General features: G+C 60.0%; 20 protein-coding genes. 10 read left to right on the plus strand and 10 right to left on the minus strand.

The window, feature by feature from the left end:
• Window positions 1–82 precede the first annotated feature (82 nt).
• The 5 genes from mptB to ABZS45_RS04550 all read left to right on the plus strand — a co-directional run bounded on the left by mptB (window position 83) and on the right by ABZS45_RS04550 (window position 5758).
• Complete coding sequence (mptB, locus tag ABZS45_RS04530; protein ID WP_412100821.1) at window positions 83–1849, plus strand: polyprenol phosphomannose-dependent alpha 1,6 mannosyltransferase MptB; 1767 nt, start codon at window positions 83–85, stop codon at window positions 1847–1849.
• A 6-nt stretch (window positions 1850–1855) separates the two neighbouring features.
• Window positions 1856–2770 (plus strand): ABC transporter ATP-binding protein, encoded by a 915-nt coding sequence (locus ABZS45_RS04535; RefSeq protein ID WP_412100822.1) that lies wholly within the window; start codon window positions 1856–1858, stop codon window positions 2768–2770.
• Window positions 2771–2828: 58 nt separating this feature from the next.
• Complete coding sequence (locus ABZS45_RS04540) at window positions 2829–3590, plus strand: ABC transporter permease (protein WP_412100823.1); 762 nt, start codon at window positions 2829–2831, stop codon at window positions 3588–3590.
• An 82-nt stretch (window positions 3591–3672) separates the two neighbouring features.
• Complete coding sequence (locus ABZS45_RS04545) at window positions 3673–4680, plus strand: COX15/CtaA family protein (protein ID WP_412100824.1); 1008 nt, start codon at window positions 3673–3675, stop codon at window positions 4678–4680.
• Window positions 4681–4789: 109 nt separating this feature from the next.
• On the plus strand, window positions 4790–5758 hold the full coding sequence (locus ABZS45_RS04550; RefSeq protein ID WP_412100826.1) for a quinone oxidoreductase family protein: 969 nt from the start codon (window positions 4790–4792) through the stop codon (window positions 5756–5758).
• Between the two features lie 71 nt (window positions 5759–5829).
• On the opposite strand, the gene ABZS45_RS04555 is transcribed toward ABZS45_RS04550, so the two are convergent.
• The gene (locus tag ABZS45_RS04555; protein ID WP_010186753.1) at window positions 5830–6774 is read right to left on the minus strand and encodes a heme o synthase; all 945 of its coding nucleotides are present in this window, start codon (window positions 6772–6774) and stop codon (window positions 5830–5832) included.
• Window positions 6775–7099: 325 nt separating this feature from the next.
• On the opposite strand from ABZS45_RS04555, the gene tkt reads away from it, so the two are divergent.
• The 5 genes from tkt (at window position 7100) to pgl (ending at window position 13744) form a co-directional block, all read left to right on the plus strand.
• The gene (gene tkt / locus ABZS45_RS04560; RefSeq protein ID WP_412101139.1) at window positions 7100–9175 is read left to right on the plus strand and encodes a transketolase; all 2076 of its coding nucleotides are present in this window, start codon (window positions 7100–7102) and stop codon (window positions 9173–9175) included.
• Between the two features lie 45 nt (window positions 9176–9220).
• Window positions 9221–10309: a transaldolase gene (gene tal / locus ABZS45_RS04565; protein ID WP_412100827.1), complete on the plus strand. Its 1089-nt coding sequence runs from the start codon at window positions 9221–9223 to the stop codon at window positions 10307–10309.
• A gap of 129 nt (window positions 10310–10438) precedes the next feature.
• The gene (gene zwf / locus ABZS45_RS04570; protein ID WP_083276434.1) at window positions 10439–11971 is read left to right on the plus strand and encodes a glucose-6-phosphate dehydrogenase; all 1533 of its coding nucleotides are present in this window, start codon (window positions 10439–10441) and stop codon (window positions 11969–11971) included.
• 22 nt (window positions 11972–11993) lie between these two features.
• Window positions 11994–12926 carry a glucose-6-phosphate dehydrogenase assembly protein OpcA gene (locus ABZS45_RS04575; RefSeq protein ID WP_070444875.1) on the plus strand — a complete coding sequence of 311 codons (933 nt, stop codon included), beginning with the start codon at window positions 11994–11996 and terminating at the stop codon, window positions 12924–12926.
• Between the two features lie 56 nt (window positions 12927–12982).
• On the plus strand, window positions 12983–13744 hold the full coding sequence (gene pgl, locus ABZS45_RS04580) for a 6-phosphogluconolactonase (RefSeq protein ID WP_412100828.1): 762 nt from the start codon (window positions 12983–12985) through the stop codon (window positions 13742–13744).
• Window positions 13745–13860: 116 nt separating this feature from the next.
• Here pgl and secG read toward each other — a convergent pair whose 3' ends face one another.
• From secG to ABZS45_RS04625, 9 genes are all read right to left on the minus strand, one after another.
• Window positions 13861–14097, minus strand: a complete 237-nt coding sequence (gene secG, locus ABZS45_RS04585) for a preprotein translocase subunit SecG (RefSeq protein ID WP_070528438.1) — start codon at window positions 14095–14097, stop codon at window positions 13861–13863.
• 185 nt (window positions 14098–14282) lie between these two features.
• Complete coding sequence (gene tpiA, locus ABZS45_RS04590; RefSeq protein WP_412100830.1) at window positions 14283–15062, minus strand: triose-phosphate isomerase; 780 nt, start codon at window positions 15060–15062, stop codon at window positions 14283–14285.
• A 42-nt stretch (window positions 15063–15104) separates the two neighbouring features.
• Window positions 15105–16322: a phosphoglycerate kinase gene (locus ABZS45_RS04595; RefSeq protein WP_412100831.1), complete on the minus strand. Its 1218-nt coding sequence runs from the start codon at window positions 16320–16322 to the stop codon at window positions 15105–15107.
• A gap of 243 nt (window positions 16323–16565) precedes the next feature.
• Window positions 16566–17573 (minus strand): type I glyceraldehyde-3-phosphate dehydrogenase, encoded by a 1008-nt coding sequence (gene gap / locus ABZS45_RS04600; protein WP_070511751.1) that lies wholly within the window; start codon window positions 17571–17573, stop codon window positions 16566–16568.
• Window positions 17574–18064: 491 nt separating this feature from the next.
• The gene (whiA, locus tag ABZS45_RS04605; protein WP_412100832.1) at window positions 18065–19054 is read right to left on the minus strand and encodes a DNA-binding protein WhiA; all 990 of its coding nucleotides are present in this window, start codon (window positions 19052–19054) and stop codon (window positions 18065–18067) included.
• A gap of 166 nt (window positions 19055–19220) precedes the next feature.
• Window positions 19221–20219 (minus strand): gluconeogenesis factor YvcK family protein, encoded by a 999-nt coding sequence (locus ABZS45_RS04610; RefSeq protein ID WP_412101140.1) that lies wholly within the window; start codon window positions 20217–20219, stop codon window positions 19221–19223.
• A 78-nt stretch (window positions 20220–20297) separates the two neighbouring features.
• Entirely contained in the window at window positions 20298–21179 is an 882-nt protein-coding gene (rapZ, locus tag ABZS45_RS04615) for an RNase adapter RapZ (RefSeq protein ID WP_412100833.1), read from the minus strand.
• A 55-nt stretch (window positions 21180–21234) separates the two neighbouring features.
• Complete coding sequence (gene uvrC / locus ABZS45_RS04620; RefSeq protein WP_412100834.1) at window positions 21235–23289, minus strand: excinuclease ABC subunit UvrC; 2055 nt, start codon at window positions 23287–23289, stop codon at window positions 21235–21237.
• Window positions 23289–23912 (minus strand): PH domain-containing protein, encoded by a 624-nt coding sequence (locus ABZS45_RS04625; protein ID WP_412100835.1) that lies wholly within the window; start codon window positions 23910–23912, stop codon window positions 23289–23291. The genes uvrC and ABZS45_RS04625 overlap by 1 nt, the downstream gene beginning before the upstream one ends.
• Window positions 23913–23943 lie beyond the last annotated feature (31 nt).

Genomic DNA, 23943 nt, shown 5'->3' on the forward strand with positions numbered 1-23943 from the left:
ATTCATTCCCGATTTCCACTCTTTCATTCGTGTCGCGGGCACCTAGCCGCTTCCCACCACCGAGCGACTAAGGTAAACAGGCATGAATATCGAGCGCGACTACACCCAATCGGGGCGATTGCACCGAGCCATCTGGGGCGTGCGCGATGAACTCCCCCGCATGGGAGTCCCGGGATCCCGCTCTGCGCTCCTTCACCAGGATTTTCCCAACTCCCCCGAAGATGCAGATCACGCCGTGCTTGGCGACTTTCACCGCCGCACCGTAGCCCAGCTGCGCACACTTTTTAGCCTGAGATGGCTCGGAACCATCGGAGCCTTACTCATCGCGCTTGGCGGCCTAGGTGCCGGTGCCCTGCCCGTCGTGGGTAACCCTTATGAGTCATTGCCTTTTGGCTCACTCATGACGCGCATGCTGCAATCAGCATCCGCCCTTGTCTTCATTGGTGTCGGATTCATGGTGACGGCCTGGGTATGCATGGCCCCGTTGGTGGGTGCACCGCTGCGCTTGGGCAAGAACTCAGCGAGCGCAAGCACAGGCTCAACACCTAGCGCAGATCCGCGGTTTAGCCACTCCCCGCGAGTAGTCACGCAAAGTCAGATGTGGCGAACATGGTTGGGATGGGTTCTCCCCTTGCTCGTCACCGCGCCGCTGTTTACCCAAGACATTTACTCCTATCTCGCCAACGGCTCCATCGTGCTACAAGGGCTCGATCCCTATTCCGCGGGCCCCGTGGAACTTCTGGGCGCAGATAATGACCTTGCGCGGTCCGTCCCTTTCATTTGGGCAAACTCCCCTTCCCCCTATGGCCCCGTGGCCTTGGGCTTGGCAGCTGCCGTGAGCTGGCTGACCAACGATTCCATCATTTGGGGTGTGGTGCTGCACCGCGTGTTGTCTCTTTTCGGCATCATCGCTGCCGGCTGGGCCAGTGCACGGCTTGCTACCCGATGCCGTGTATCCCCCGAGGCGGCGCTGTGGCTGGGCATCCTTAACCCCCTGACCATCCTTCACCTCGTCGGCGGAATCCACAATGAGTCCTTCATGTTGGGGTTGGCTCTCGTCGGCGTGGAGCTGGGCCTGCGGGCGGTCAATGACGAGCACAACGCCCGATGGCGAGTGTGGGGGTTGTTTCTGGCCTCGGGTGTCCTTATTTCTTGCGCGGGCATGGTCAAGGTCACCGGCTTCATTGGCCTAGGCTTTGTTGGCATGGCGGCGGCTCGCGGGCTCGTCGACAAGCTCGGCATCCCACCAGTGCGGGCGGTGCTTGGCGCTGGCGTGACCCAATTGCTGGTGCTCGCAGCGTCCATCGCCGCTGTCACTGTCATTACGGGGATCGACATAGGTTGGATTTTCGGTCAGGGCGGCGCAGCAACTATCCGTTCCTGGCTGTCAGCGACAACCTCCGTGGGTGTCGGCGCCGGCTCCCTGGGGATGTTGCTAGGTTTAGGCGACCACACCGAAGCCATCCTCAGCGTCACCCGTACCGTGGGCGTCATTATCGCCGCCGGTTTCATGATCCGCATGCTGTTTGCCACCTACCGCGGCGCAATCCACCCAGTGGGTGGGCTGGGAGTGTCCACCTTTGTGCTCGTGGTGTTTTTCCCCGTTGTCCAGCCCTGGTACATCCTGTGGGCCGTGTTGCCGCTCGCCGCGTGGGCTAACCGCCGCTTTTTCCGCATGGCCGTCATGATCTATTCCGGATTGATGAGCTTCATCGTCTTGCCCCGCGGGCTCGGGCTTCCTCCCGGGACGGTATTCATCATCTACCTCGCCGCCCTGGTGACCTTCCTCGTGCTCGCCGCTGCGGGGTGGGTTGCATTGCGACGCTCAGGCGTCCGTGTCCTAGACTAAGGCTTCGTGACTACATCAGCTCTTGTATTGGATAACGTCATTAAGACCTATGGCGACGTCAACGCAGTTAACGGGCTGAGTTTCCGCGCCAAATATGGCGAGATCCTGTGTTTGCTGGGCCCTAATGGTGCCGGAAAGACAACCACCATCGAGATGTGTGAAGGCTTCAAAAAGCCCACTTCCGGCCACATTGAAGTCTTAGGCCTTGACCCCGCCCGCAACCCTGATGCAGTGCGCTCCCGCATCGGCATCATGCTCCAAGGCGGGGGCTCCTACTCCGGCATCAAGGTCAAGGAGATGCTGAAACTCAGCGCCTCCTATAACGAAAATCCTTTGGACCCGGAGTGGCTTCTGGATACCCTCGGGCTGCGCGGGGTGGCAAAGAATAGCTACCGCCGTTTGTCCGGTGGGCAACAACAACGTCTCTCTCTCGCCCTGGCCATCATTGGGCGCCCCGAATTGGTCTTCCTCGATGAGCCCACCGCAGGCATGGATACCCAATCGCGTCTTGCCGTCTGGGACCTTATCCGCTCTTTGCGGGCCGACGGCGTCACCGTCATCTTGACTACTCATCTCATGGACGAGGCGGAAGCGCTCAGCGACCATGTCGTCATCATCGACCACGGCCGGCTCGTCGCCAGCGGCACCGCGGCTTCCCTAACGGAGACAACCGACATCCCGCAGCTGAACTTTGATACCGCAACCCCGGTGGACCTGGAGGCCTTGCGCGAGGTCGGGATCTCCGCCGAGGCCCTTCGCCCCCTGCACTACCGACTCACCTCCACGGTCAGCCCAGCCGTCATCGCGGATCTCGCCACGGGTTTGGCCGCGCAAAACGTTGTCCTCCGCAACCTGCATACCTCGCACCGCAATCTCGAAGAGGTCTTCCTGGACCTTACCGGTCGCGAGATGCGCAGCTAGAACCGCTGCTGACTTTCTCTACTGTTTTCACCACTTTCTTTGATCAAGGAGACGCTCCATGAGCACCTTCGCACCCGGCACTTTTAGCCCGCACCCGCAGCGCGTCGGCGTAGCGGCCATGGCGCGTGCCCAAGGGGCTATCGAATCCAAGCTGATGCTGCGGCACGGCGAGCAACAGTTGCTGAGCATCATTATCCCGCTCGCTATCCTGATCGGCGCCGCGAAGCTGAAGGACACTACCGGGCATGGTGTGGATGAGGTTTTCCCCATGGTGCTCGCCGTGGCCGCCACCTCGTCTGGTTTTACCGGCCAGGCTATCTCTCTGGCTTTCGATCGACGCTACGGTGCACTGAAGCGCACCGGCGCATCGGGCGTTCCTGCCTGGGCCATCGTGGTGGGAAAGATTCTCGGCGTGCTCTCCATGGTGGTGCTCCAGGTCCTTGTGCTCGGCACCGTCGCGGCTCTCCTCGGCCTGCGCGTTTCTGCTGGGGGCGCTGCCATCGGCGTGCTCACCTTGGCGTTAGGGGTGGCTACGTTTACAGCCTTGGGCCTGCTGCTGGGCGGAACCTTTAGCTCTGAGATAGTCCTGGCAGTGGCCAACCTGATTTGGTTTCTCCTCCTTGGGGCCGTCGGGTGGGCGATGTTTTCCCAGGGTCTCGGTGATAACGGGGCACTCACGCTTGTGCCCACGGTGGCGATGGCTGCTGGTCTGGATACCGCCCTCAACGGTTCTTTCCCGGGCATTGAGCTCCTTGTCCTCGTGGTGTGGGCAGCAGTGGCGTCGTTTGCTGCGGTGCGTTGGTTCCGCTTCGAGGGCTAAAAGTGATTCTTCTCCCTTGCATGGTGTGACCCAGCCGTCGATATTGGTTCCGGGGCAGGGCCGAGCGGTAGGCTGAATAGCCGTGAGTACCGCAAATGTTTCTTCTCAACGTCCCCTCGCGCCTGCCGGCGTGGCCTCTGGCCCGTCGCTGAAGATGCAGCGCATTATCGCCCTCATCCTTCTGTTCTGTCAGGCCGGCATTACGGTATCGGGCTCGATCGTGCGCGTAACCGGATCCGGGCTTGGCTGCGTCACCTGGCCTAACTGCCACCCCGGTTCTTTGGTTCCCATGCAGGGAGCGGCTCCCATGCTCCACCAGGCCATTGAGTTTGGCAACCGCCTGCTGACCTTCGTTGTAGCGGCGGCTGCCATCGCCAGCATCGTGGTCGTTCACAAGGCACAGCGCCGCAAGGAGCTCAAGGTCTATGCCTGGGCGGGGCTCGCGGGCGTCGTCGTGCAGGCACTCATTGGCGCTCTGTCGGTCGTGCTGAAGCTTTCTTGGTGGAGTGTGGCTGTCCATTTCCTCCCATCAATGGTCCTGGTGTGGATCGCGGCCATGCTGTTCTCCCGCATTAATGAACCCGATGACGGCACTCCCACTCGCCTCTTCCCCGCCGCGGTGCGCACCCTCGCGGTGGTGGCCACGGTTGCCCTGTCCGTTGTTCTCCTGACGGGCACCTTTGTAACTGGCTCGGGTACCCACTCCGGTGATTCCGGTGTGGGCATGGAGGGCCGCCTCGGCGTGGACACCTATGGCATGGCCGTCATTCACGCGGTCTGCATGTACGTCTACTTAGCGCTGACGCTCATCGTGGTCTTCCTCCTGCACCGCACCGGCGCTCCCAAGGTGGCGAAAAAGGCCGGCTGGGTGCTCATTGCCTGCATCGTCATCCAGTGGGCAATCGGCGTAATCCAGTTCTATCTCCACATCCCCCGCTGGACCGTCCCCATCCACGTGGGCATGTCCTCAGTGGTCACGGCCTTCACCGCCTTGCTGTGGGCGCATGGCTTGCGCCGCGTCGGGAACGCGCAGAGCACTACAGCCTGCGCTGTCCAGCGCAGTGACAAGAACGCCACCGCCCACAGCTAAGTAGGGCCAACAGTGGGAGGTACTCGAAGCGCCGCCGTTCTCACCAGGACGTGAGGATGGCGGCGCTTTTTGCTGCGCGGAGCCCTCGGCTTCGTTTAGCCTAGACACCATGCATGCTATTCAGGTGACCACGACCGGAGGGCCCGAGGTCCTCACCTACGCCGAGGTAGAATCCCCCACGCCGACGAAGGAGCAGTTGCTTGTCGACGTCTCCGTGGCCGGTGTCAACTACATCGACACCTACTACCGCGAAGGCATCTACAACGCCTCCGTGCCGTTCATCATCGGACTCGAAGGCACCGGACGCGTTGTGCACGACCCCCAAGGGGAAGTCGCCCCGGGCACGATGGTGGCCTGGGATCACGCTTTCGGCTCCTATGCGGAGCAAGTCTGCGTGCCGCGCGACCGCGTGGTGGCCGTCCCCGACGAGATTCCTTCCGCAGTCGCCGGTTCCATGCTCCTCCAGGGTATGACGGCGCACTACCTCACCCACGGTGTGTATCAGCTGGGGGAAGGTGCGTCCTGCCTCATTACTGCCGGTGCGGGCGGCGTGGGCTTAATCCTCACCCAGATGGCCAAGTCCCTGGGCGCCACCGTCTATTCCGTGGTTTCTACCGATGAGAAGGAAGAGCTGGCCTATGGCGCGGGTGCAGACCACGTGTTCCGCTGCAGCAGTGGCTTGGCAGAGCAGGTACGTCGTCACAATGGCGGGCGCGGCGTCGACGTGGTCTACGACGGCGTCGGCAAAGCCACTTTCAATGAGTCTCTAGAAGTTGTGCGGCCACGCGGCACGGTCGCGCTTTTCGGCGCCGCGTCGGGCCCAGTCCCGCCGATGGACCCGCAGCTGCTTAATAAGCACGGTTCCATCTTCCTTACCCGCCCCTCACTCGGTGCCTGGACCTCCCAGGAAGGCGAGTTCCAGATGCGTGCTCAGGCTGTTGTTCAGGCGGTCATCGATGGCGACATCGATTTCCGCATCTCGGCGGAATATCCGCTCGCCGAAGCCGCACAGGCCCACCGCGACCTCCAAGAGCGCAAAACCACCGGCTCTATCGTTCTGCGCGTAAGAAAAGACTAGTCCAGGGAGTCGCTCCCTGGACTAGGTCGAGATAATTGGAGGTTCGCTGAGCTGGTTGGCAGGCCGCCTCGTTAGAAGAGGGCGGCCGACCAGCCCAGCATGCGACCGATGGGTTCCCAGCCCACGACGGCGTCGATAGACAACCCAATGAAGAGGACTGACAGATAGTTATTGGAGTAGATGAATAGGCGCATGGGCTTGACCTTTGCGCCCTTCTTCACCCCTTGGTGGAGGCGGATTGCCATCCATAAGAAGACCGCACCGGAGGCCACCGCGGCCACCAAGTAGATCCAAGAGGCTGCCGGGATAATAAGGAAGGTCACGATAACTGTTCCGATCGTGTACCACACAATCTGGCGGGTTACTTCCACCTCCCCAGCAACGACGGGCAGCATCGGCACCCCGGCCTTGCGGTAGTCCTCCTTGTACTTCATCGCCAGCGCCCACGTATGAGGCGGGGTCCAGAAGAAGATGATGAGGAACAACACTACGGCTTGCCACCAACGGTCAGGCTCCCCCGCCGGTGCGTTATCCCGGATCACTGCCCAGCCCACCATGGCGGGCATACAGCCTGCTAGGCCACCCCAGACAATGTTCTGGGAGTTTCGCATCTTAAGGAATTTCGTGTAGACGATGACATAGAAGAAGTTAGTCAGCAGCACGAAGAACGCCGCCAGCCAGGAATGCGCCAGCACGCCCAGCCAGAAGACGGATAGTGCGAGCATGACCCAGGCGAAAATGGCGGCATTGCGACGCGAAATAGTCTTGCGCACCAGCGGCCGGGCACGAGTGCGCTGCATCTTCTGGTCAATCTCATAGTCCACGACGTTGTTGAACGTGTGGGCCGCAGCGGCACCCATCCATCCGCCAAAGATGGTGGATACGATGAGCCAGAAGTTTGAGGACACCGCCTCGAATCCACGCTGGGCCTGGAGCATAGCCGGGATTGCTGCCACGAGGAGGAGTTCAATGATCCTCGGTTTCGTTAGCGCAAAATAGGCCTTGATGGTCTCCAAGGAATAGTCCTCCGTATATCCGGCACGTGGGTGTATGGCTTATAGGTCTGAAGTAGTGGTCGTCTGCTCGCGCTAAAAAGTTCCCGAGATTTCCCGAGAGCGGTGTGGCACGGTCGAGGTTTCCTCTTCGAAGAACTCGCCAGCCAGATCCGAAAGCGGGGAGCAACGGCGTCAACCATGCCAGACTACCGCCCGAAACCTGGTTTATATAATCCCCCGCCGAAGATCGAAAAACCTTTACACTGATTAACGGTATATCTGTTTCCAGAAGCGAAGTGAGGTTTTCGCCGTGTCGCACGAAAAGTTGTCCCCGGAACTGCAGGCTATGGTTCAGCGCCGTTATCCTTCGGACTGGAGTGACCTCGACACCCGCGCCGTGGATACCGTCCGCGTGCTCGCTGCCGACGCCGTTCAGAACTGCGGCTCCGGCCACCCCGGTACCGCCATGTCCCTGGCGCCTCTGGCTTACACGCTTTACCAGCGCGTGCTCAACCATGACCCAGCAGATGTTCACTGGGCGGGGCGCGATCGCTTTGTCCTCTCCGTGGGGCATTCTTCCCTGACGCAGTACATCCAGCTCTTCCTCGGTGGCTTCGGCCTTGAGATGGAGGATCTCAAGTCTTTGCGCACGTGGGGTTCTAAGACTCCCGGCCACCCGGAGGTTCACCACACCGACGGCGTAGAAATCACCACCGGCCCGCTGGGCCAGGGCCTGGCTTCCGCGGTTGGTATGGCCATGGCCGCGCGCAAGGAGCGTGGATTGTTCGACGCTTCCGCCCCGGCTGGCGAATCTCCTTTCGATCACTATGTCTATGTCATCGCCTCTGACGGTGACCTGCAGGAGGGCGTGACTGCTGAGGCCTCCTCCTTGGCAGGTACTCAGAAGCTGGGCAACCTTATCGTCTTCTGGGATGACAACCGCATCTCCATCGAGGATGACACCAACATTGCCTTCAACGAGGACGTCGCCAAGCGCTATGAGGCTTATGGCTGGCACGTCCAAACCGTGGAGTCCGGTGAGGACGTCGAAGCCATCGAAGCAGCTGCTGCTGCTGCCCGCGCCGAAACCTCCCGCCCCTCCTTCATCCGCGTGAAGACGGTCATCGGTTACCCAGCACCGAACAAGATGAACACCGGTGGCGTCCACGGCGCCGCCCTCGGTGAAGACGAGGTGGCCGCGACCAAGGAAGTCCTCGGCTTCGATCCTGCTCAATCCTTCCACATCGACGAGGAAGTTCTCGCTCATACCCGCGAGCTAACTGCCCGCGGTGCGCAGAAGCATGCTGAGTGGCAGGAGAAGTTCGACGCGTGGGCCGCAGCCAACCCGGAAGAGAAGAAGCTCTTCGACCGCCTCCAAGCACGCGAACTTCCTGCTGACTTCGCCGCCGAGCTTCCCACCTGGGAAGCGGGCGAGTCTCTGGCTACCCGAAAGGCTTCTGAAGCCGCCATTCAAGCACTTGCGGCCTCCCTGCCGGAGATGTGGGGCGGTTCCGCCGACCTGGCAGGCTCCAATAACACAGTGATCAAGGGCGCGGAGTCCTTTGGACCCGAGTCCATCACCACGGATGCCTGGACCGCCACACCTTATGGTCGCAACCTACACTTCGGTATTCGTGAACACGCCATGTCCGCCATCATGAACGGCATTGCATTGCACGGCAATACCCGCGTCTACGGCGGTACCTTCCTTATCTTCTCTGAGTACCAGTACCCCGCCGTGCGCCTCGGTGCGCTCATGTCCACCGATACCTACTACGTGTGGACTCACGATTCCATTGGCTTGGGCGAAGACGGCCCCACCCACCAGCCGGTGGAAACGCTCGCTGCCCTGCGTGCCATCCCTAACCTTTCCGTCATCCGCCCGGCCGATGCTAACGAGACGGCCCAGGCGTGGGCGGCAGCACTCGAGTACAAGGCCGCGCCGAAGGGCCTAGCGCTGTCCCGCCAGAATCTTCCAGTGCTTGAGGGCACCAAGGAAAAGGCGGCCGAAGGCGTCCGCCGCGGCGCCTATGTCCTTGTTGAGGCATCGAAGGAAACTCCTGATGTCATCCTCCTTGCCACCGGCTCCGAGGTGCAGCTCGCTGTGGAAGCCGCCAAGCAGCTCGAGGCTGAAGGTACTGCCACCCGGGTTGTTTCCGCACCGTGCCTGGAGTGGTTCGATGAGCAGGATGCTTCCTACCGCGAATCCGTCCTCCCCTCCTCGGTCCGCGCGCGCATCTCCGTCGAAGCCGGTATCTCTATGCCGTGGCACAAGTACACCGGTTCCTTCGGCCGCACCGTGTCTCTGGAGCACTTTGGTGCCTCTGCACCTGCCGCAGAGCTCTTTGAGAAATTCGGTTTCACCGCCGAGGCCGTTGCTGATGCCGCGCGCGAAGCACTGAGCGCGGCGCAGGCAGACTAGTCTCCCGTTCCGAGTTTCCCATCACGAAAGGACCTACACCACACCATGACGCATATTGATGATCTGGCTCACCTCGGGACGTCAACCTGGCTCGATGATCTTTCCCGCGAGCGCCTAGACTCCGGCAACCTCCGTGAGCTCTTGGACACTAAGTCCATCGTGGGTGTCACCACGAACCCCGCGATCTTTGCTGCCGCAATGTCATCCGGCACCTCCTATGATTCCGATATCGCAGCACTGAAGGAAAAGTCCGCTAACGCGGACGAAGCTGTGTACTCACTGGCTATCGACGATGTCCGTGACGCGTGCGACGTCTTTACCGAGATCTACGAGAAGTCGGGTGGCCGGGATGGCCGCGTCTCCATCGAGGTAGACCCCCGCATCTCCGCAGATGCGGAAGCAACCTTGGAGCAGGCACGTGAGCTGTGGGCGAAGGTTGAGCGCCCCAACCTCATGATCAAGATCCCAGCTACCGATGGCTCCCTTCCTGCTATCTCCGACGCCCTCGCCGAGGGCATCTCCGTCAATGTCACCCTTATCTTTTCCGTCGAACGCTACGCCCAGGTCATTGCAGCTTATAAGGAGGGAATCAAGCGCGCGGCTGCGGCGGGCAAGGAAGTTTCCAGGATTCACTCCGTAGCATCCTTCTTTGTCTCCCGTTTGGATACCGAAGTAGACAAGCGCCTGGAATTGAATGGCTCTGATGCGGCTCTTGCCTTGCGCGGAAAAGCTGGTGTGGCTAATGCTCAGCGGGCCTACGCCCTGTTCCACAAAGAGTTCAAGGAGGGCGGCGAAGACCTCCCAACTGGTGCTAACCCGCAACGCCCCCTGTGGGCGTCGACGGGAGTTAAGAACCCCGACTACCCTGCCACGCTCTATGTTTCTGAGCTAGCTGGACCGGATACCGTTAACACGATGCCGGAGAAGACCATCGATGCCGTCCTCGAGCAGGGCAACCTGCACGGCGATACTCTCAGTGGCTCTGCTGAGCAGGCAGAGCGAGTGTGGTCACAGCTGGAGGCAGTGGGCATTGACTTCGCGGATGTCTTCGCAGTGCTGGAGAAGGAGGGCGTCGACAAGTTCGTCGATGCATGGGAAGCTTTGCTTGCTTCTATGACGGACCGCCTCGCTTAGACAACGGCGAACAGTGATTGCTCGATAGCGACTCACGCACCGTCTATGGCCACGCAACTATGGCCTACGGGGCGCGGGTCGCTATGCTGAGCAGTTGGACTTAACTCACACAGACCGAAAGGACACTTAGTGAGCACTACCAGCGCGTGGGTCAACCCGTTGCGCAACGCGAAGGACAAGCGCCTGCCACGCATCGCCGGCCCCTCTGGCATGGTGATTTTTGGCGTTACGGGTGACTTGGCGCGCAAGAAGCTCCTGCCTGCAATCTATGACCTGGCCAATCGCGGATTGCTTCCGGCGGGATTCACTTTGGTCGGCTACGGCCGCCGCGACTGGGATAAACAGGCCTTCTGCGACTACGTACGCGAAGCCGCCGAGGCAGGAGCACGAACCACCTTCAGTGAGCATGTGTGGGAGCACCTCGCCAAGGGAATCGAGTTTGTACAAGGCAGCTTCGATGACGAAGGCTTTGACAAGCTATCTGCCCGGCTCGCTGAGCTCAACGCTTCCCGCGGCACGGGCGGTAACTGGGCCTACTACCTTTCCGTGCCCCCGGAGTTCTTCTCCGATATTTGCCATCAGTTGGAGCGCGTCGGCATGGCAGATAGCACGGATAATTCCTGGCGCCGCGTCATCATTGAGAAACCTTTCGGCCACGATCAGAACTCCGCACGCCAGCTCAACGAGATTGTCAACGCGGTTTTCCCAGAATCCTCGGTCTTCCGCATCGACCACTACCTGGGTAAAGAAACGGTGCAGAACATCATGGCTTTGCGCTTTGCCAACCAGATCTTCGAACCCATGTGGAATGCGCACTATATCGACCATGTGCAAATCACCATGGCCGAAGACATCGGGCTCGGAGGCCGTGCTGGCTACTACGACGGCATCGGCGCTGCCCGCGATGTCATCCAAAACCATCTCCTGCAGCTGCTAGCCCTCGTCGCCATGGAGGAGCCTTCCTCCTTTGCCCCTGAGGCACTCCAAGCCGAAAAGATCAAGGTGCTGCGTGCCACCAACGCGGTGCACCCGCTTAACAAGACCACAGCCCGCGGCCAGTACTCCGCTGGCTGGCAGGGCTCAGAATATGTTAATGGCCTCCGAGAAGAGGAAGGCTTCGATCCCGAATCCACAACGGAAACCTACGCAGCCTGCACCCTTGAGGTCAATTCCCGTCGCTGGGCGGGCGTTCCTTTCTACCTGCGCACCGGCAAGCGCCTCGGCCGCCGCGTGACGGAGATTGCACTCGTCTTTAAGACCGCCCCACACCAGCCTTTTGACCAAGGTCAAGCTGATTCACTGGGCCAGAATGCCGTGGTGATCCGCGTCCAGCCAGATGAAGGCGTCACCATGCGTTTCGGATCCAAAGTCCCCGGCTCCACCATGGAGGTGCGCGACGTCAACATGGACTTCGCCTACGCCGAAGCCTTCACCGAGGAATCACCGGAGGCCTACGAGCGCCTGATTCTCGACGCCCTCTTAGACGAGTCCTCCCTCTTCCCCACCAACGAGGAAGTGGAGCTATCCTGGTCCATCCTCGACCCCATCATTGAATACTGGTCCAACATCGGTCAGCCAGAGCAGTACCGCGCTGGCACATGGGGGCCGGAGTCTGCCGATAGAATGCTGCGCCGCCGGGGTCATTCCTGGCGCCGTCCGTAGGTCCCCTAGGAGGAATGGCTTTATGATTATCCCCTTGCCAGATACGACCACGCGCAAAATCTCCAAAAAGCTCGTGGAGATGCAGGAGCATTACACGCTCACGACCGGCCGCGTTCTTACGCTCATCGTTATGACCGAAGAAGGCGATGATCTTGACAACCTGCTCACTTCAGTACGCGATGCCTCCCACGAGCACCCCTCTCGCGTCATCGTGATCGCCTCGGGCTCCCTCGAGGAGGAAACCCGCCTCGACGCTGAGTTGCGCGTCGGCGGCGAGGCTGGTGCCTCGGAAATCGTCGTTATGCACCTTCACGGCGCCCTCGCCGACCAGGCAGAAGCAGTGGTTACTCCCCTTCTTCTTCCGGATACACCGATCGTTGCCTGGTGGCCAACTGCTTGCCCGCCTGCACCCGCAGCCGTGCCCATCGGTGCTCTAGCCCAACGCCGCATCACTAACGTGGCTTTCGGCAGCGGTGTTGATCAATACGACCTTCACGTGCTGTCCTCCGGCTATAAGCCGGGTGATTCCGACATGTCCTGGGGCGCCATCACCCTGTGGCGTGGCATCATCGCCTCCGCTCTTGACCGCCACCCACACGAGCCTGTCAATTCGGTGGAGATTTCCGGAGCCGAGCACCACGCCGCCGTCGATTTTGCGGCCGGCTGGCTGCTCGACGCCCTTTCCGTCCCCGTCACCCGTAGAATCTCGGAGTGCGAGGCAGGCGCCTTCCCGATTACCTCCTTAGTTTTCCGGCGCCCCACCGCGGATATCACTGTCACGGCCGTCGACGCCACGACGGTTAAGGTCAGCGTCCCCGGTTCCCCGGAATCGCTCGTGAGCCTCGCTGTGCGTTCCGAAGCGGAGGTGCTCTCGGAAGAGCTGCGCCACCTTGATTCGGATAGGACATACGCCCATGCTCTCCGCGCCTTAGCGCGCGTGCACTACAGTGTGTAGGCGTAACTATTCCATCGTTTCCACAGTCCCATCATTCAGAAGGATCTTTCTGCACCATGGTCACGCTTCGCCGCGTTAGCGACATCGACGAGCTCATATCCTCCGCCGCACTCGCCTTTATTGAGACGATTGCAGCGATTCAAGCCCCGGGCGGTGGCCTACACAAGGACGGAGTAGCACGCGTAGTCCTCACCGGTGGTGGTGCTGGAATCGGTGTACTCCGCGAATTGGCGCGCCTCCACGAAGCTGCCGAGCAGCAAGGCACCGACTATCCCGCATTGGCCGTAGACTGGACGCGGGTCCATGTCTTCTTCGGGGATGAGCGCAATGTTCCGGTCAGCGATTCGGATTCCAACGAGGGACAAGCTCGCGAGGCTCTTCTCAGCAAGGTCGGTATTCCAGAACAGCACATTCATGGCTATGACTTGGGTGCGGTATCCATGGAGCACGCCGCCCAAGCCTATGAAGGCGAGATTCGTGATTTTGCGCCGGAGGGCTTCGACATTCACCTCTTGGGCATGGGACATGAGGGCCACATCAACTCTCTTTTCCCGCACTCGGAGGCAGTCTATGAGGACACGGACTATGCATTTGCTGTCCATGATTCCCCTAAGCCCCCGTCGGAGCGCGTCACGCTGACCTACCCCGCTATCAATCGCTCTCAACGCATTTGGTTCCTTGTCTCCGGTGAGGAGAAGGCCGAAGCTGCGTCCCATCTCGTAGCCGGTGCCGCGGCTGAGGATTGGCCTGCCGCAGGTGCGCGGGGCACCGACGAGACTCTGCTTTTCGTGAGTGAAGACGCCGCACAGCAGCTTTAGCACCACGGTGCCTCCAGTCGCTTGAGGCCTAGGAAAAAATAACGCCGCGTTCCCTCCTCCATGAGAGGAAGCACGCGGCGTTATGCGTTGTTGTGGCCGTAGACCAGCTGGCGGTTTTAGCTGCTAAATGCCTGCAGCAGGTTCAGGGCTACGATGCAAGCGAGCCAGATGACCACCATGACCACGGTATAACGGTCGAGGTTCTTTTCAACCACGGTGGAACCAGACAAGTTGGACTGCACACCGCCGCCAAAGAGGCTGGAAAGACCGCCGCCCTTACCTTTGTGCAGCAGCACGAAGACAGACATCAGGATTGCGGCAATCACGAGGATGATTTCCAGTGCCAAGATCATGAAATAGTTCCTTGTTTTACGCGTTCGTTGAGTTTTATGTGGTGGGTGACAGCCTATGCCGTCAGCCCACGGAGAAAAGGGCGCCGAAAGCGGGCGCAATAATCCCCGATAATACACCACGTGGCGGGCCAGAAACCATTCCGACCCGCCACGGCTAATGAGCGTGATGCTAGCTGGTATGAGGACTATGCGCCCTGGGCAGCGTTAGCCGCCAGCTTGGCAAACTCCTCGCCCTTGAGAGAAGCCCCGCCAACCAGGCCGCCGTCGACGTCCGGCTTGCCTACGATCTCCGCGACGGAATCCACCTTGACGGAGCCACCGTAGAGAATGCGGATCCCCTCGGCCACCTCATCGCCGCCCAGTTCACGGACGAGCTCGCGAATAGCTGCGCACACTTCCTGCGCGTCCTCAGCAGAAGCAACCTTACCGGTACCGATTGCCCAGACCGGCTCATAAGCGATGACGGTCTTGGAGAGGTCCTCGGCAGAAAGGCCTTGCAGGGAGTTGCGGGTCTGGGTGACCACGTAATCTACGTGAGTGCCTGCCTCGCGCACGTTGAGCGGCTCACCCACGCAGACAATAGGGCTGATGCCGTTAGCCAGAGCTGCAGCGGCCTTCTCAGCAACCAGCTGGTCGGTCTCACCGTGGTATTGACGGCGCTCGGAGTGGCCAACGACTGCCCAGGAGCATCCCAGGACGGAGAGCATCTTGCCGGAAACTTCACCGGTGTATGCGCCGGACTCATGCTTGGAGATGTCCTGTGCGCCGTAGGTGAACTGCAAGTCGTCGCCGTCGACCAGCGTCTGCACGGTGCGGATATTGGTGAACGGGACCATGAAAGCCACGTCAACCTTCTCGTAGTATTCCTTCGGCAGAGAGAATGCGAACTTCTGCAAGGAACCAATAGCTTCCTTGTGGTCGAGGTTCATCTTCCAGTTACCTGCGATAAGCGGGGTACGTGCCATGATTAGCCTTTCTAAATCAGACTGAGTTGACGGTTTAAGTGCTTAGGCTTCCAGGACCTTGACGCCCGGCAGCTCCTTGCCTTCAAGGAACTCGAGGGAAGCGCCACCACCGGTAGAGATGTGAGAGAAGCCATCTTCGTCGAGGCCGAGCAGGCGGACGGAAGCTGCGGAGTCACCCCCGCCAACGACGGTGAAGGAGCCGTTCTTCGCGGTGGCATCGATGATGGACTGTGCCACACCGGCGGTGCCCTTGGAGAAGGCCTCCATCTCGAACACACCCATCGGGCCGTTCCAGAAGACGGTCTTGGAGGAAGCGATGACCTCGTCGAACTCCTTCACCGACTCCGGGCCGATGTCGAGAGACTGCCAACCCTCCGGAATACCGTCCAGGGCGACGACCTTGTGCTCTGCCTGAGCATCGAACTCGGTTGCAGCAACGAGGTCGACCGGCAGGACAATCTTTTCACCGAAGCGCTCGAGCAGCTCCTTGCAGTTGTCGATTTGGTCTTCTTGCAGCAAGGAGTTCTGGACGTTGTAGCCCTGCGCAGCCAAAAGGGTGTAGCACATGCCGCCGCCAATGATCACCTTGTCGGCCTTGCCCGCAAGCGCTTCGATCACACCGAGCTTGTCGGAGACCTTGGCGCCGCCCAGAACAACCACGTACGGGTGCTCTGGCTTCTCTGCTACCGCAGCCAGGGTTTCCACTTCCTTCTGCACCAGCTTGCCGGCGTAGGCGGGCAAGCGCTTGGCGACGTCGTACACAGAGGCCTGTGCGCGGTGAACAACACCGAAACCATCGGAGACGAAGGCACCGTTGTCCGCAGCCAGGGCGACGAGTTCATCGGCGAAGGCGCCGCGCTCAGCCTCATCCTTGGAGGTCTCGCGCGGATCAAAGCGAACATTCTCTAGGAGGAGAACATCGCCATCGTTGAGGCCGTTGGCGCGCTCGTGAGCGTCTTCACCGCTGACATCGCCGGCAAGGGCAACGTACTGATCCAGCGCCTCGGAGAGAGCCTCTGCGACTGGAGCGAGGGAGTACTTCGGGTTTACTTCGCCCTTCGGACGTCCCAAATGTGCCGACAGAATGACCTTCGCTCCACCCTCAATGAGCGCCTTGATAGTGGGCAGCGAGGCGGTGATGCGGCCAGAGTCGGTGATGTTTCCTTCATCATCAAGCGGGACGTTGAAGTCAGAACGAACAAGGACGTGGCGGCCGGAAACGCCTTCTGCGAGCAGATCGTCCAAAGTCTTGAAAGCCATTGTGTTCTCCTTAAAGGTGGGTACTCAAGCTAAAGGTTAATGCTATTCAATTAGAAAGTGTGCCGAAACCTGATTTGCGATGTATGTGAAAGCGCATACTCGTTCTCTAAAGACGAATACCGGCCCAGCGTACGCCACATATTCAGAGATAGTAGGCGCGGCGCGTGGGCCGGTATCTAGCCAGCGGTGCTTCCGCGGGCAATCACAGCTTGCTTCACTGTGCTCATTTCAAAGGGTGAAGCTTTAGAGCTTGGAGGCAACCAGGGAGGTGGTGCGCACGAGCTGGCTGGTGTAGCCCCACTCGTTGTCGTACCAGCCGAGAACCTTGACGAAGTTGCCGTTGGAAACCTTGGTCATGCCAGCATCGAAGATGCAGCCGTGGGAATCGGTGATGATGTCGGTGGAGACGATCGGGTCCTCGGTGTACCCTAGGGTCTCGCCGAACTCGCCGGTGGCGGCTTCCTTGATAGCAGCGTTGATTTCCTCAGCGGTGACGTCGCGGGATGCCTGGAAGGTCAGGTCGGTAGCGGAACCGGTGATGGTAGGAACGCGCATTGCGTAACCGTCCAGCTTGCCCTCCAGCTCCGGCAGAACCAGGGAGACAGCCTTTGCTGCACCAGTGGAAGTCGGAACCATGTTGACGGCTGCGGCGCGGGCGCGGCGCAGGTCGCGGTGCGGAGCATCCTGGATGCGCTGGTCACCGGTGTAGGCGTGGATGGTGGTCATCAGGCCCTTCTCGATGCCGAACTTCTCGTGCAGGACCTTGGCCATCGGTGCCAGGCAGTTGGTGGTGCAGGATGCGGCGGAGATGACATTGTGCTTCTCAGCGTCGTACTCATCGGAGTTAACGCCGTAGACGAAGGTTGCGTCAACGTTCTTACCCGGTGCAGAGATGATGACCTTCTTAGCGCCGGCCTCGATGTGGGCCTTGGCAGCCTCACCATCGGTGAAGAAACCGGTGGACTCGATGACGATGTCGACGTTGTGCTCGCCCCAGTTCAGGTTCTTCGGATCGCGCTCTGCGGAGACTGCAATCTTGTGACCGTTGACGGTGATGGACTCGTCGTCGTGCTCGATCTCACCGTCGAAGCGGCCCAGCACCGAGTCGTACTTGAGCAGGTTGGCCAGGGTTGCGTTGTCCGTCAGGTCGTTGACTGCGACGACCTCGAGGTCATTGTTGCCCTGTGCGACTGCACGGAAGAAGTTGCGGCCGATGCGGCCAAATCCGTTGATACCTACGCGAATGGTCACTGTAATGTCTCCTCAAATAATCGAGTGAAGTTCAATTGTGGGGGCTTCCGAGACTTTGTCCTTATAGGCAGTGCGGTGGACCGTTCTTGCGGCACCGTTACCCTGCCACTTCCGTGACGTGCTCGGTGGTTTTCCCAACACGGCCGATAGTACCCACGGATTTTGCATCCTGCAGTGCGCGTTCAAGTTCCCAACAAAGGCGCTCGCACGAAAGGGAAAGGGGGCGTACACTAGATGGGCCGCTAGTTACTTAAGACAATCCCCCAAACCCACACACCTGCAGATATGCCCGTTTATGTGGGATTGTGTTGACCCTAAAGAGGGCAAGGTGGGATATCTCACTAAAACAAAAAAGAGCGGGTGAATCCAAAAATAAACCGGCTATCGACGGTCATAAATTCACCAACGATAGTCAAAAAATTGCCCCAGACGGTCGCTGCATTGCCCGAACGGGCACAAAGTTCGACTGCGTCTGGGGCTGAGACGAGAAACTAGGATTCCTCAAAAAGTTCCTCTGTAACTGCCTTCGTCGTATCCGGCACACCAAGTTCCTTCGCGCGCTTATCTGCCATAGAAAGCAAGCGGCGAATACGCCCAGCCACCGCGTCCTTGGTCATCGGCGGATCAGCCAGGCGTCCGAGCTCTTCCAAGGACGCTTCGCGGTACTGCACGCGTAGGCGGCCGGCGTCCGCGAGATGTTCCGGAACGTCATCGCCCAAGATAACCATGGCGCGTTCGACACGGGCCGCAGCTGTAACTGCCGCACGGGCAGAACGGCGCAAATTGGCGTCATCGAAGTTATCTAGGCGGCGGGAGGTGTCGTGGGCTTCGCGTTGGATACGCTTCTTCTCCCACGTCAGGCGAGTCTCTTGGGCCCCCATCCTGGTCAGCAACGCACCAATGGCATCGCCATCACGCACCACGACGCGATCGGCCCCGCGGGTCTCCTTAGTTTTCGCCACTACACCCAAACGACGCGCGCAGCCTACGAGAGCGAGTGCTGCCTCCTGGCAAGGACAGGTCACCTCCAGCGCTGAAGACCGGCCCGGTTCAGTTAGCGAACCTTGCGCCAAAAAGGCGCCGCGCCAAGCTGCTTCATTATCCGCAACAGAGCCGGAGATTACTTGCGGTGGCAGGCCCACGACTGGGTGACCCGAGCGGGTCACCAACCCCAGGCGCCTGGTCAACTCCTTGGCCCCGGTAGTGATTCGCACCTGCACCCTGCTCTTCTTAGAGGATGCGGCGGGGCCTGCTACGTGTACGCTGGCAGAGATTGAATACAGCTCGTCGAGTGCGGTGACCAAGCGAGTGGCTACGCTCTTCGATTCCAATTCGACCTCGTACATCACCCTATCTCCGGTGATGTGGAGCTCGCCGGCGAACCTAAGGATCGCGGCAACCTCCGCCGCACGAGCGGACTGGCGCGGTACGGACACCGCCGTAAGTTCCTCCTTGACCTGATCGGTCAATGACGCAGACACCTCGTGCCTCCCCTTTCAACTCTTGATGTAACTCACCGCAGAAAGCAACAGTGGTGCAACTGGCCTCAGAAGGGCCTTGAGCTAGTGCATACGGCACGCACTACCGCGCCTGTGAAGCGCAGCGACGCTGCGGTGAGCGATGAATGCCACTTAGTCTATCGCGCACTTAGTCGCGGTGAGTGCCCGGGGCACCCGCTGAAGAATCTCGCTGAGCGGCATAGTCGGTATAAAGCTCAGTCAGTACCTGCGCGAGCTTGTCTGGGCAATGCTTGTTGAGAGAATGTCCGTTCTCATCGCTCTGACACACATCTCGGAAGACCGCCGTAGCACCGAGCACGCTTGCTGCACGCTGTACGAAGACTCGCTCCGACTCATTTGGTAGACCAGAACCATCGACGATTACTTTGTCTACCCGCAGGTTCGGCGCATGCTGCGCTAAGACGTGCAGGTGGCGCTCAGCTGAAAAGCCCTGGGTCTCCCCTGGTTCCGCGGAAAGGTTAAGTACCACAACGCGAAGCGCATCCGAGGACGTAATTGCGTTGACAATCTCCGGCACGAGGACGTGTGGAAGCACCGAGCTAAACCACGATCCCGGCCCCAAGGTGATGAGGTCCGCATCGCGCAAGGCCGCGATGGTTTCCGGATTGGCTTGTGGCTTCTCCGGGATGATCCGGACGCGGCGAACCTGCCCCACGGTGGACGCCACGGCGACTTGGCCGCGGACAGAGCGCATGATGCGGGGATCGTCGTCAAGCCCGGCCACGTCCGCTTCGATATCGAGCGGCAGATTCACAGCCGGCAGCACGCGGCCCGCAGACTGCGTTAGCCGTCCCACCGCGTCAAGCGCCGCTTGGAAATCCCCCAAGACCTCAGTGAGTCCGGCAATGAGGAGATTACCCACCGCGTGGCCGGCCATGGCGCCTGTGCTTTGGAAGCGGTGCTGCAGCGTTGAGGCCCACATCTGGCCCTCTTCTGAGTCACTCGACAATGCGGCGAGCGCCATGCGCAAATCACCCGGCGGAATAATGTCCATCTCGCGGCGCAGCCGTCCGGAAGAACCGCCGTCATCAGCCACAGTGACGATGGCAGAGATCGCCTCCGCACCGGTGCGGCGAGCAGCCAAAAGGGTTTGATAAAGACCATGGCCGCCGCCCAGGCTAGCCATGTGGGTAGGGAGAGACGTCACGGAAATATTAGCTTTCGGTCATCTAAGGGTAGGGAATGAATTTTTATTTTATCGCACCTAATCCCGGGCAATGTCACGGTGCAGTGTGCTCACATCCAGATCCCCGCGCTCCCTGAGACGGCGAGCAATCTCCTCCGTAACGGCCACAGATCGGTGATGCCCACCGGTGCACCCGATGCCTACGGTAATGAAGTTCTTGCCCTCGTGCCGGTAGCCGGCAAGCATCGAGTCAAGCATGGTGATGAAGTGATCAATGAAGGGTTCAGCGGCGTCCTGGGAAAGGACGTAGTCTGCGACCGGTACATCAGTACCGCGGTATCCCCGCAATTCGGGCACCCAATAAGGATTGGGAAGGAAGCGGACATCGACGACAAGATCTGCGTCACGCGGGGAGCCATGCTTGAAGCCGAAGGACTCTAACGTGACGTGCTGCAGCTCATGACCCATCTCGCCGAAAGAGGCCTCGATCGCGCGGCGCAAGTCATGGACAGACAGATTGGTGGTGTCGATGATAATATCCGCGCGGTCACGGATGGACTGCACTGCTGCACGCTCGCGCTGAATACCTGCCTTGAGGGTTTCCCCATCCTGCAACGGGTGTGTACGCCGCACTGAGTCGAACCGGCGAATCAGGACGTCATCGCGCGCATCGAGGAAGAGCAGCGTCGGTTTCATATCTAGCTGTTCTAGTTCATCAAGAGTTTCTGCCAGGGAACCCGGGAACAAGCGGGAACGTACATCGGTCACCGCGGCGATTTTGCTTACCGGGGACTCCGGGCTCGCACACAGTTTGAGCAAGTCAACGATTGCCTTGGGCGGGATGTTATGGGCTACGTAGTAGCCTTTATCCTCCAGCACTTTAGCCGCCGACGTCAGGCCTCCGCCTGACATGCCGGTGATCAAAATGGGTGGGGAATCAAACAGCGTCATGGCTTCCATTCTTACCACCTATTCAGAGTCCTCGGTGGCGAATTATCTCGAGAGCCAAGCCTGCTTAGGAGGCGTGAAGATGATCAAATACTGTTTGCGCTAACTTCGGGCCGAAACCCTTGACCTCAGCAATGTCTTCCACGCTGGCTTCTTTGAGCTTCTTCACCGAACCGAAGTGCTTGACCAGGTCAGTACGACGCTGGGGCCCCAAGCCCGGAACAGCATCAAGAACCGATGAGCGCATACGCTTCGAGCGCTGCTGGCGGTGATAGGAAATGGCGACACGGTGGGCTTCATCACGGAGGTGCTGGAGCAAGAAGAGCGCCTGCGAATTGCGCGGCAAAATCACAGGTTCATCATCACCCGGAACCCACACTTCTTCTAGGCGCTTCGCCAGACCGATGAGGGTTACGTCCACGATGCCGAGTTCGTCGAAAACTGCCTGCGCCGCGGCCACCTGCGGTGCGCCTCCATCCACAATGAAAAGCTGCGGTGGGTAGGAGCTGCGTTTGGTCTGGCTCGCAGTCTCTTCGCGCACCATCTCCTCGGCGAAGGTAGTGTTCTCGAGCTCCTCGTCCGGCACGGCTCGCTTGTCATCGTGGTGATGCTTGAAGCGGCGGCGAGTCACCTCAGCGATGGAACCGACATCGTTGGAGCGTCCATCACCCGCAGCCTCCTTGATGCGGTAGCGGCGGTAATCAGACTTGCGTGGCAGGCCATCCTCGAAGACCACCAAGGAAGCCACCACATCGGTACCTTGAATGTGCGAGATATCCGTACACTCAATGCGCAGCGGCGCGGAATCCATGCCTAGCGCCTCCTGCAGCTCCTGTAGTGCTGCCGACCGGGCAGTCAGGTCGCCCACGCGCTTGAGCTTGTGCTGTTTCAGCTGCTCCTTCGCATTCCTCTCGACGGTCTCCAGCAAGGCGCGTTTGTCGCCGCGCTGCGGTACCCGTACATCAATCTGGGCGCCCCGTAGTTCCTCCAGAACTACCTTCACCTCGTCGGCTTCCTCCGGCAGCGCTTGGACCAGAATTTCTCGGGGAATGGCATTGCCGTGATAGGCCTCAGTATGAGATTCCTGGTCCACTCCCCTGCGCTCCAACTTGGCGTCCTCGGCGGCCTCTTGGCGTTGGCGTTCGATTGCATCCGAATAGAACTGGATGAGGAAGTTCTGGATCAACGCCGGCAGACCCGGATCTGCTTGGCCCTCCTCCACCACGTCGGTCGTTGCCTGATCGCCGGAACGCTCAACCACCCAACCACGCTGACCGCGGATACGGCCCGCACGCACATGGAAGATCTGCACGGCCGCCTCCAACTCATCCGAGCTAAACGCGATGAGGTCTGCATCCGTCCCATCGGACAGAACCACGGCTTGCTGCTCCATCAGTTTGTCTATCGCGCCGAGGTCATCGCGCAGGCGTGCTGCCAACTCGAACTCTAGGTTCTCCGCCGCCTCCTCCATGCGCTGAGTTATCCTCTTGCGCACCGGGGCGGTATTGCCATTCATGAAGCTGATGAGTTGGTTAACCGTCTCGCGGTGATTCTCGGGGCTGACCCGGCCGATGCAGGGAGCATCGCACTTGCCGATGTAGCCCAAAAGACACGGCCGTCCTAAGCGCTCGTGGCGGTTATACACGCCCTTGGCGCACGTGCGCATGGGAAAGATTCGAGTCAGAAGATCGAGGGATTCGCGCACCGCCCAGGCGTGGGAATAAGGGCCGAAATAACGCACACCTTTGCGGCGTGGGCCGCGGTAGAAAAATGCGCGCGGGACGGTCTCCCCCACAGATACCGCGAGCATAGGGTAGGTTTTGTCGTCGCGGTACATGACGTTGAAACGTGGATCGAAGCGTTTGATCCACGTGTACTCCAACTGCAGTGCTTCCACCTCGCTGGCCACCACAGTCCATTCGACTGAGGCCGCAGTCAGAACCATCTGGCGGGTTCGCGGGTGCAGTTGGGTGATGTCTTGGAAGTAATTTGATAGCCGCGCGCGCAGATTCTTCGCCTTGCCCACATAGATGACACGGCGGTTCTCATCGCGGAACTTATAAACGCCCGGATCCGTGGGGATGCTTCCGGGCGCGGGGCGGTACTCAGAGGGATCAGCCACTAGTCATCCTGCGGCATGTAGCGGGCTTCCAAGTCACGGAAAGAGCGGACCTTGGTTATAACGTCCTGCTTATCACCTGACTGCAGGGCCCACACCGGCACGTATTCGAAGTCAGGCAGCTCGATGCGCGCCATGCGTGATCCCTCAGGGAAAGATAGGCCGTAGATGACCTGCCACGGGTAGAAGCGGGTTCCTAGGATGTTGCGGATCTCTACCCCATCGGAGTTCGCGCGGAGTCGCGGCCGAGTCAATGCCAACCACGACAGGATCGAAATCACCACGCCCACACCGGGGAAAGCGAACTTATCAATAGTCGTCACCGTTGCGCCGGTAAAAGACAAGCCCACCGTGAAGCCCATAAACAAGTGCGCTGCCATAACGAGGATGATCCAGATGATCGCCACCTTGCGCAGGTAAGGCGAGGTTGCTTCGTATTCCCAAGGCTTGGATGAGGTCTGGGCAAAAGGATCAGCGCTGGTATAGGCCAACAACTGCTCCTCGCTCATGCGCTGTGCGCCCCCCGCAGAGCTCGTTGCGGCTGGCCGCAAGGATTGCGAGGACGTATTGGCGTGAGCTGACTGTTCCCGCTCTTCATGGCCCAAGGGCACCTGTGGGTCCGTCATCGAGTTTTCCATCTCCTCATCACTCCGCTGA

The organism is Corynebacterium aurimucosum (assembly GCF_046895345.1).
GTDB classification, from domain to species: Bacteria; Actinomycetota; Actinomycetes; order Mycobacteriales; family Mycobacteriaceae; genus Corynebacterium; species Corynebacterium aurimucosum_G.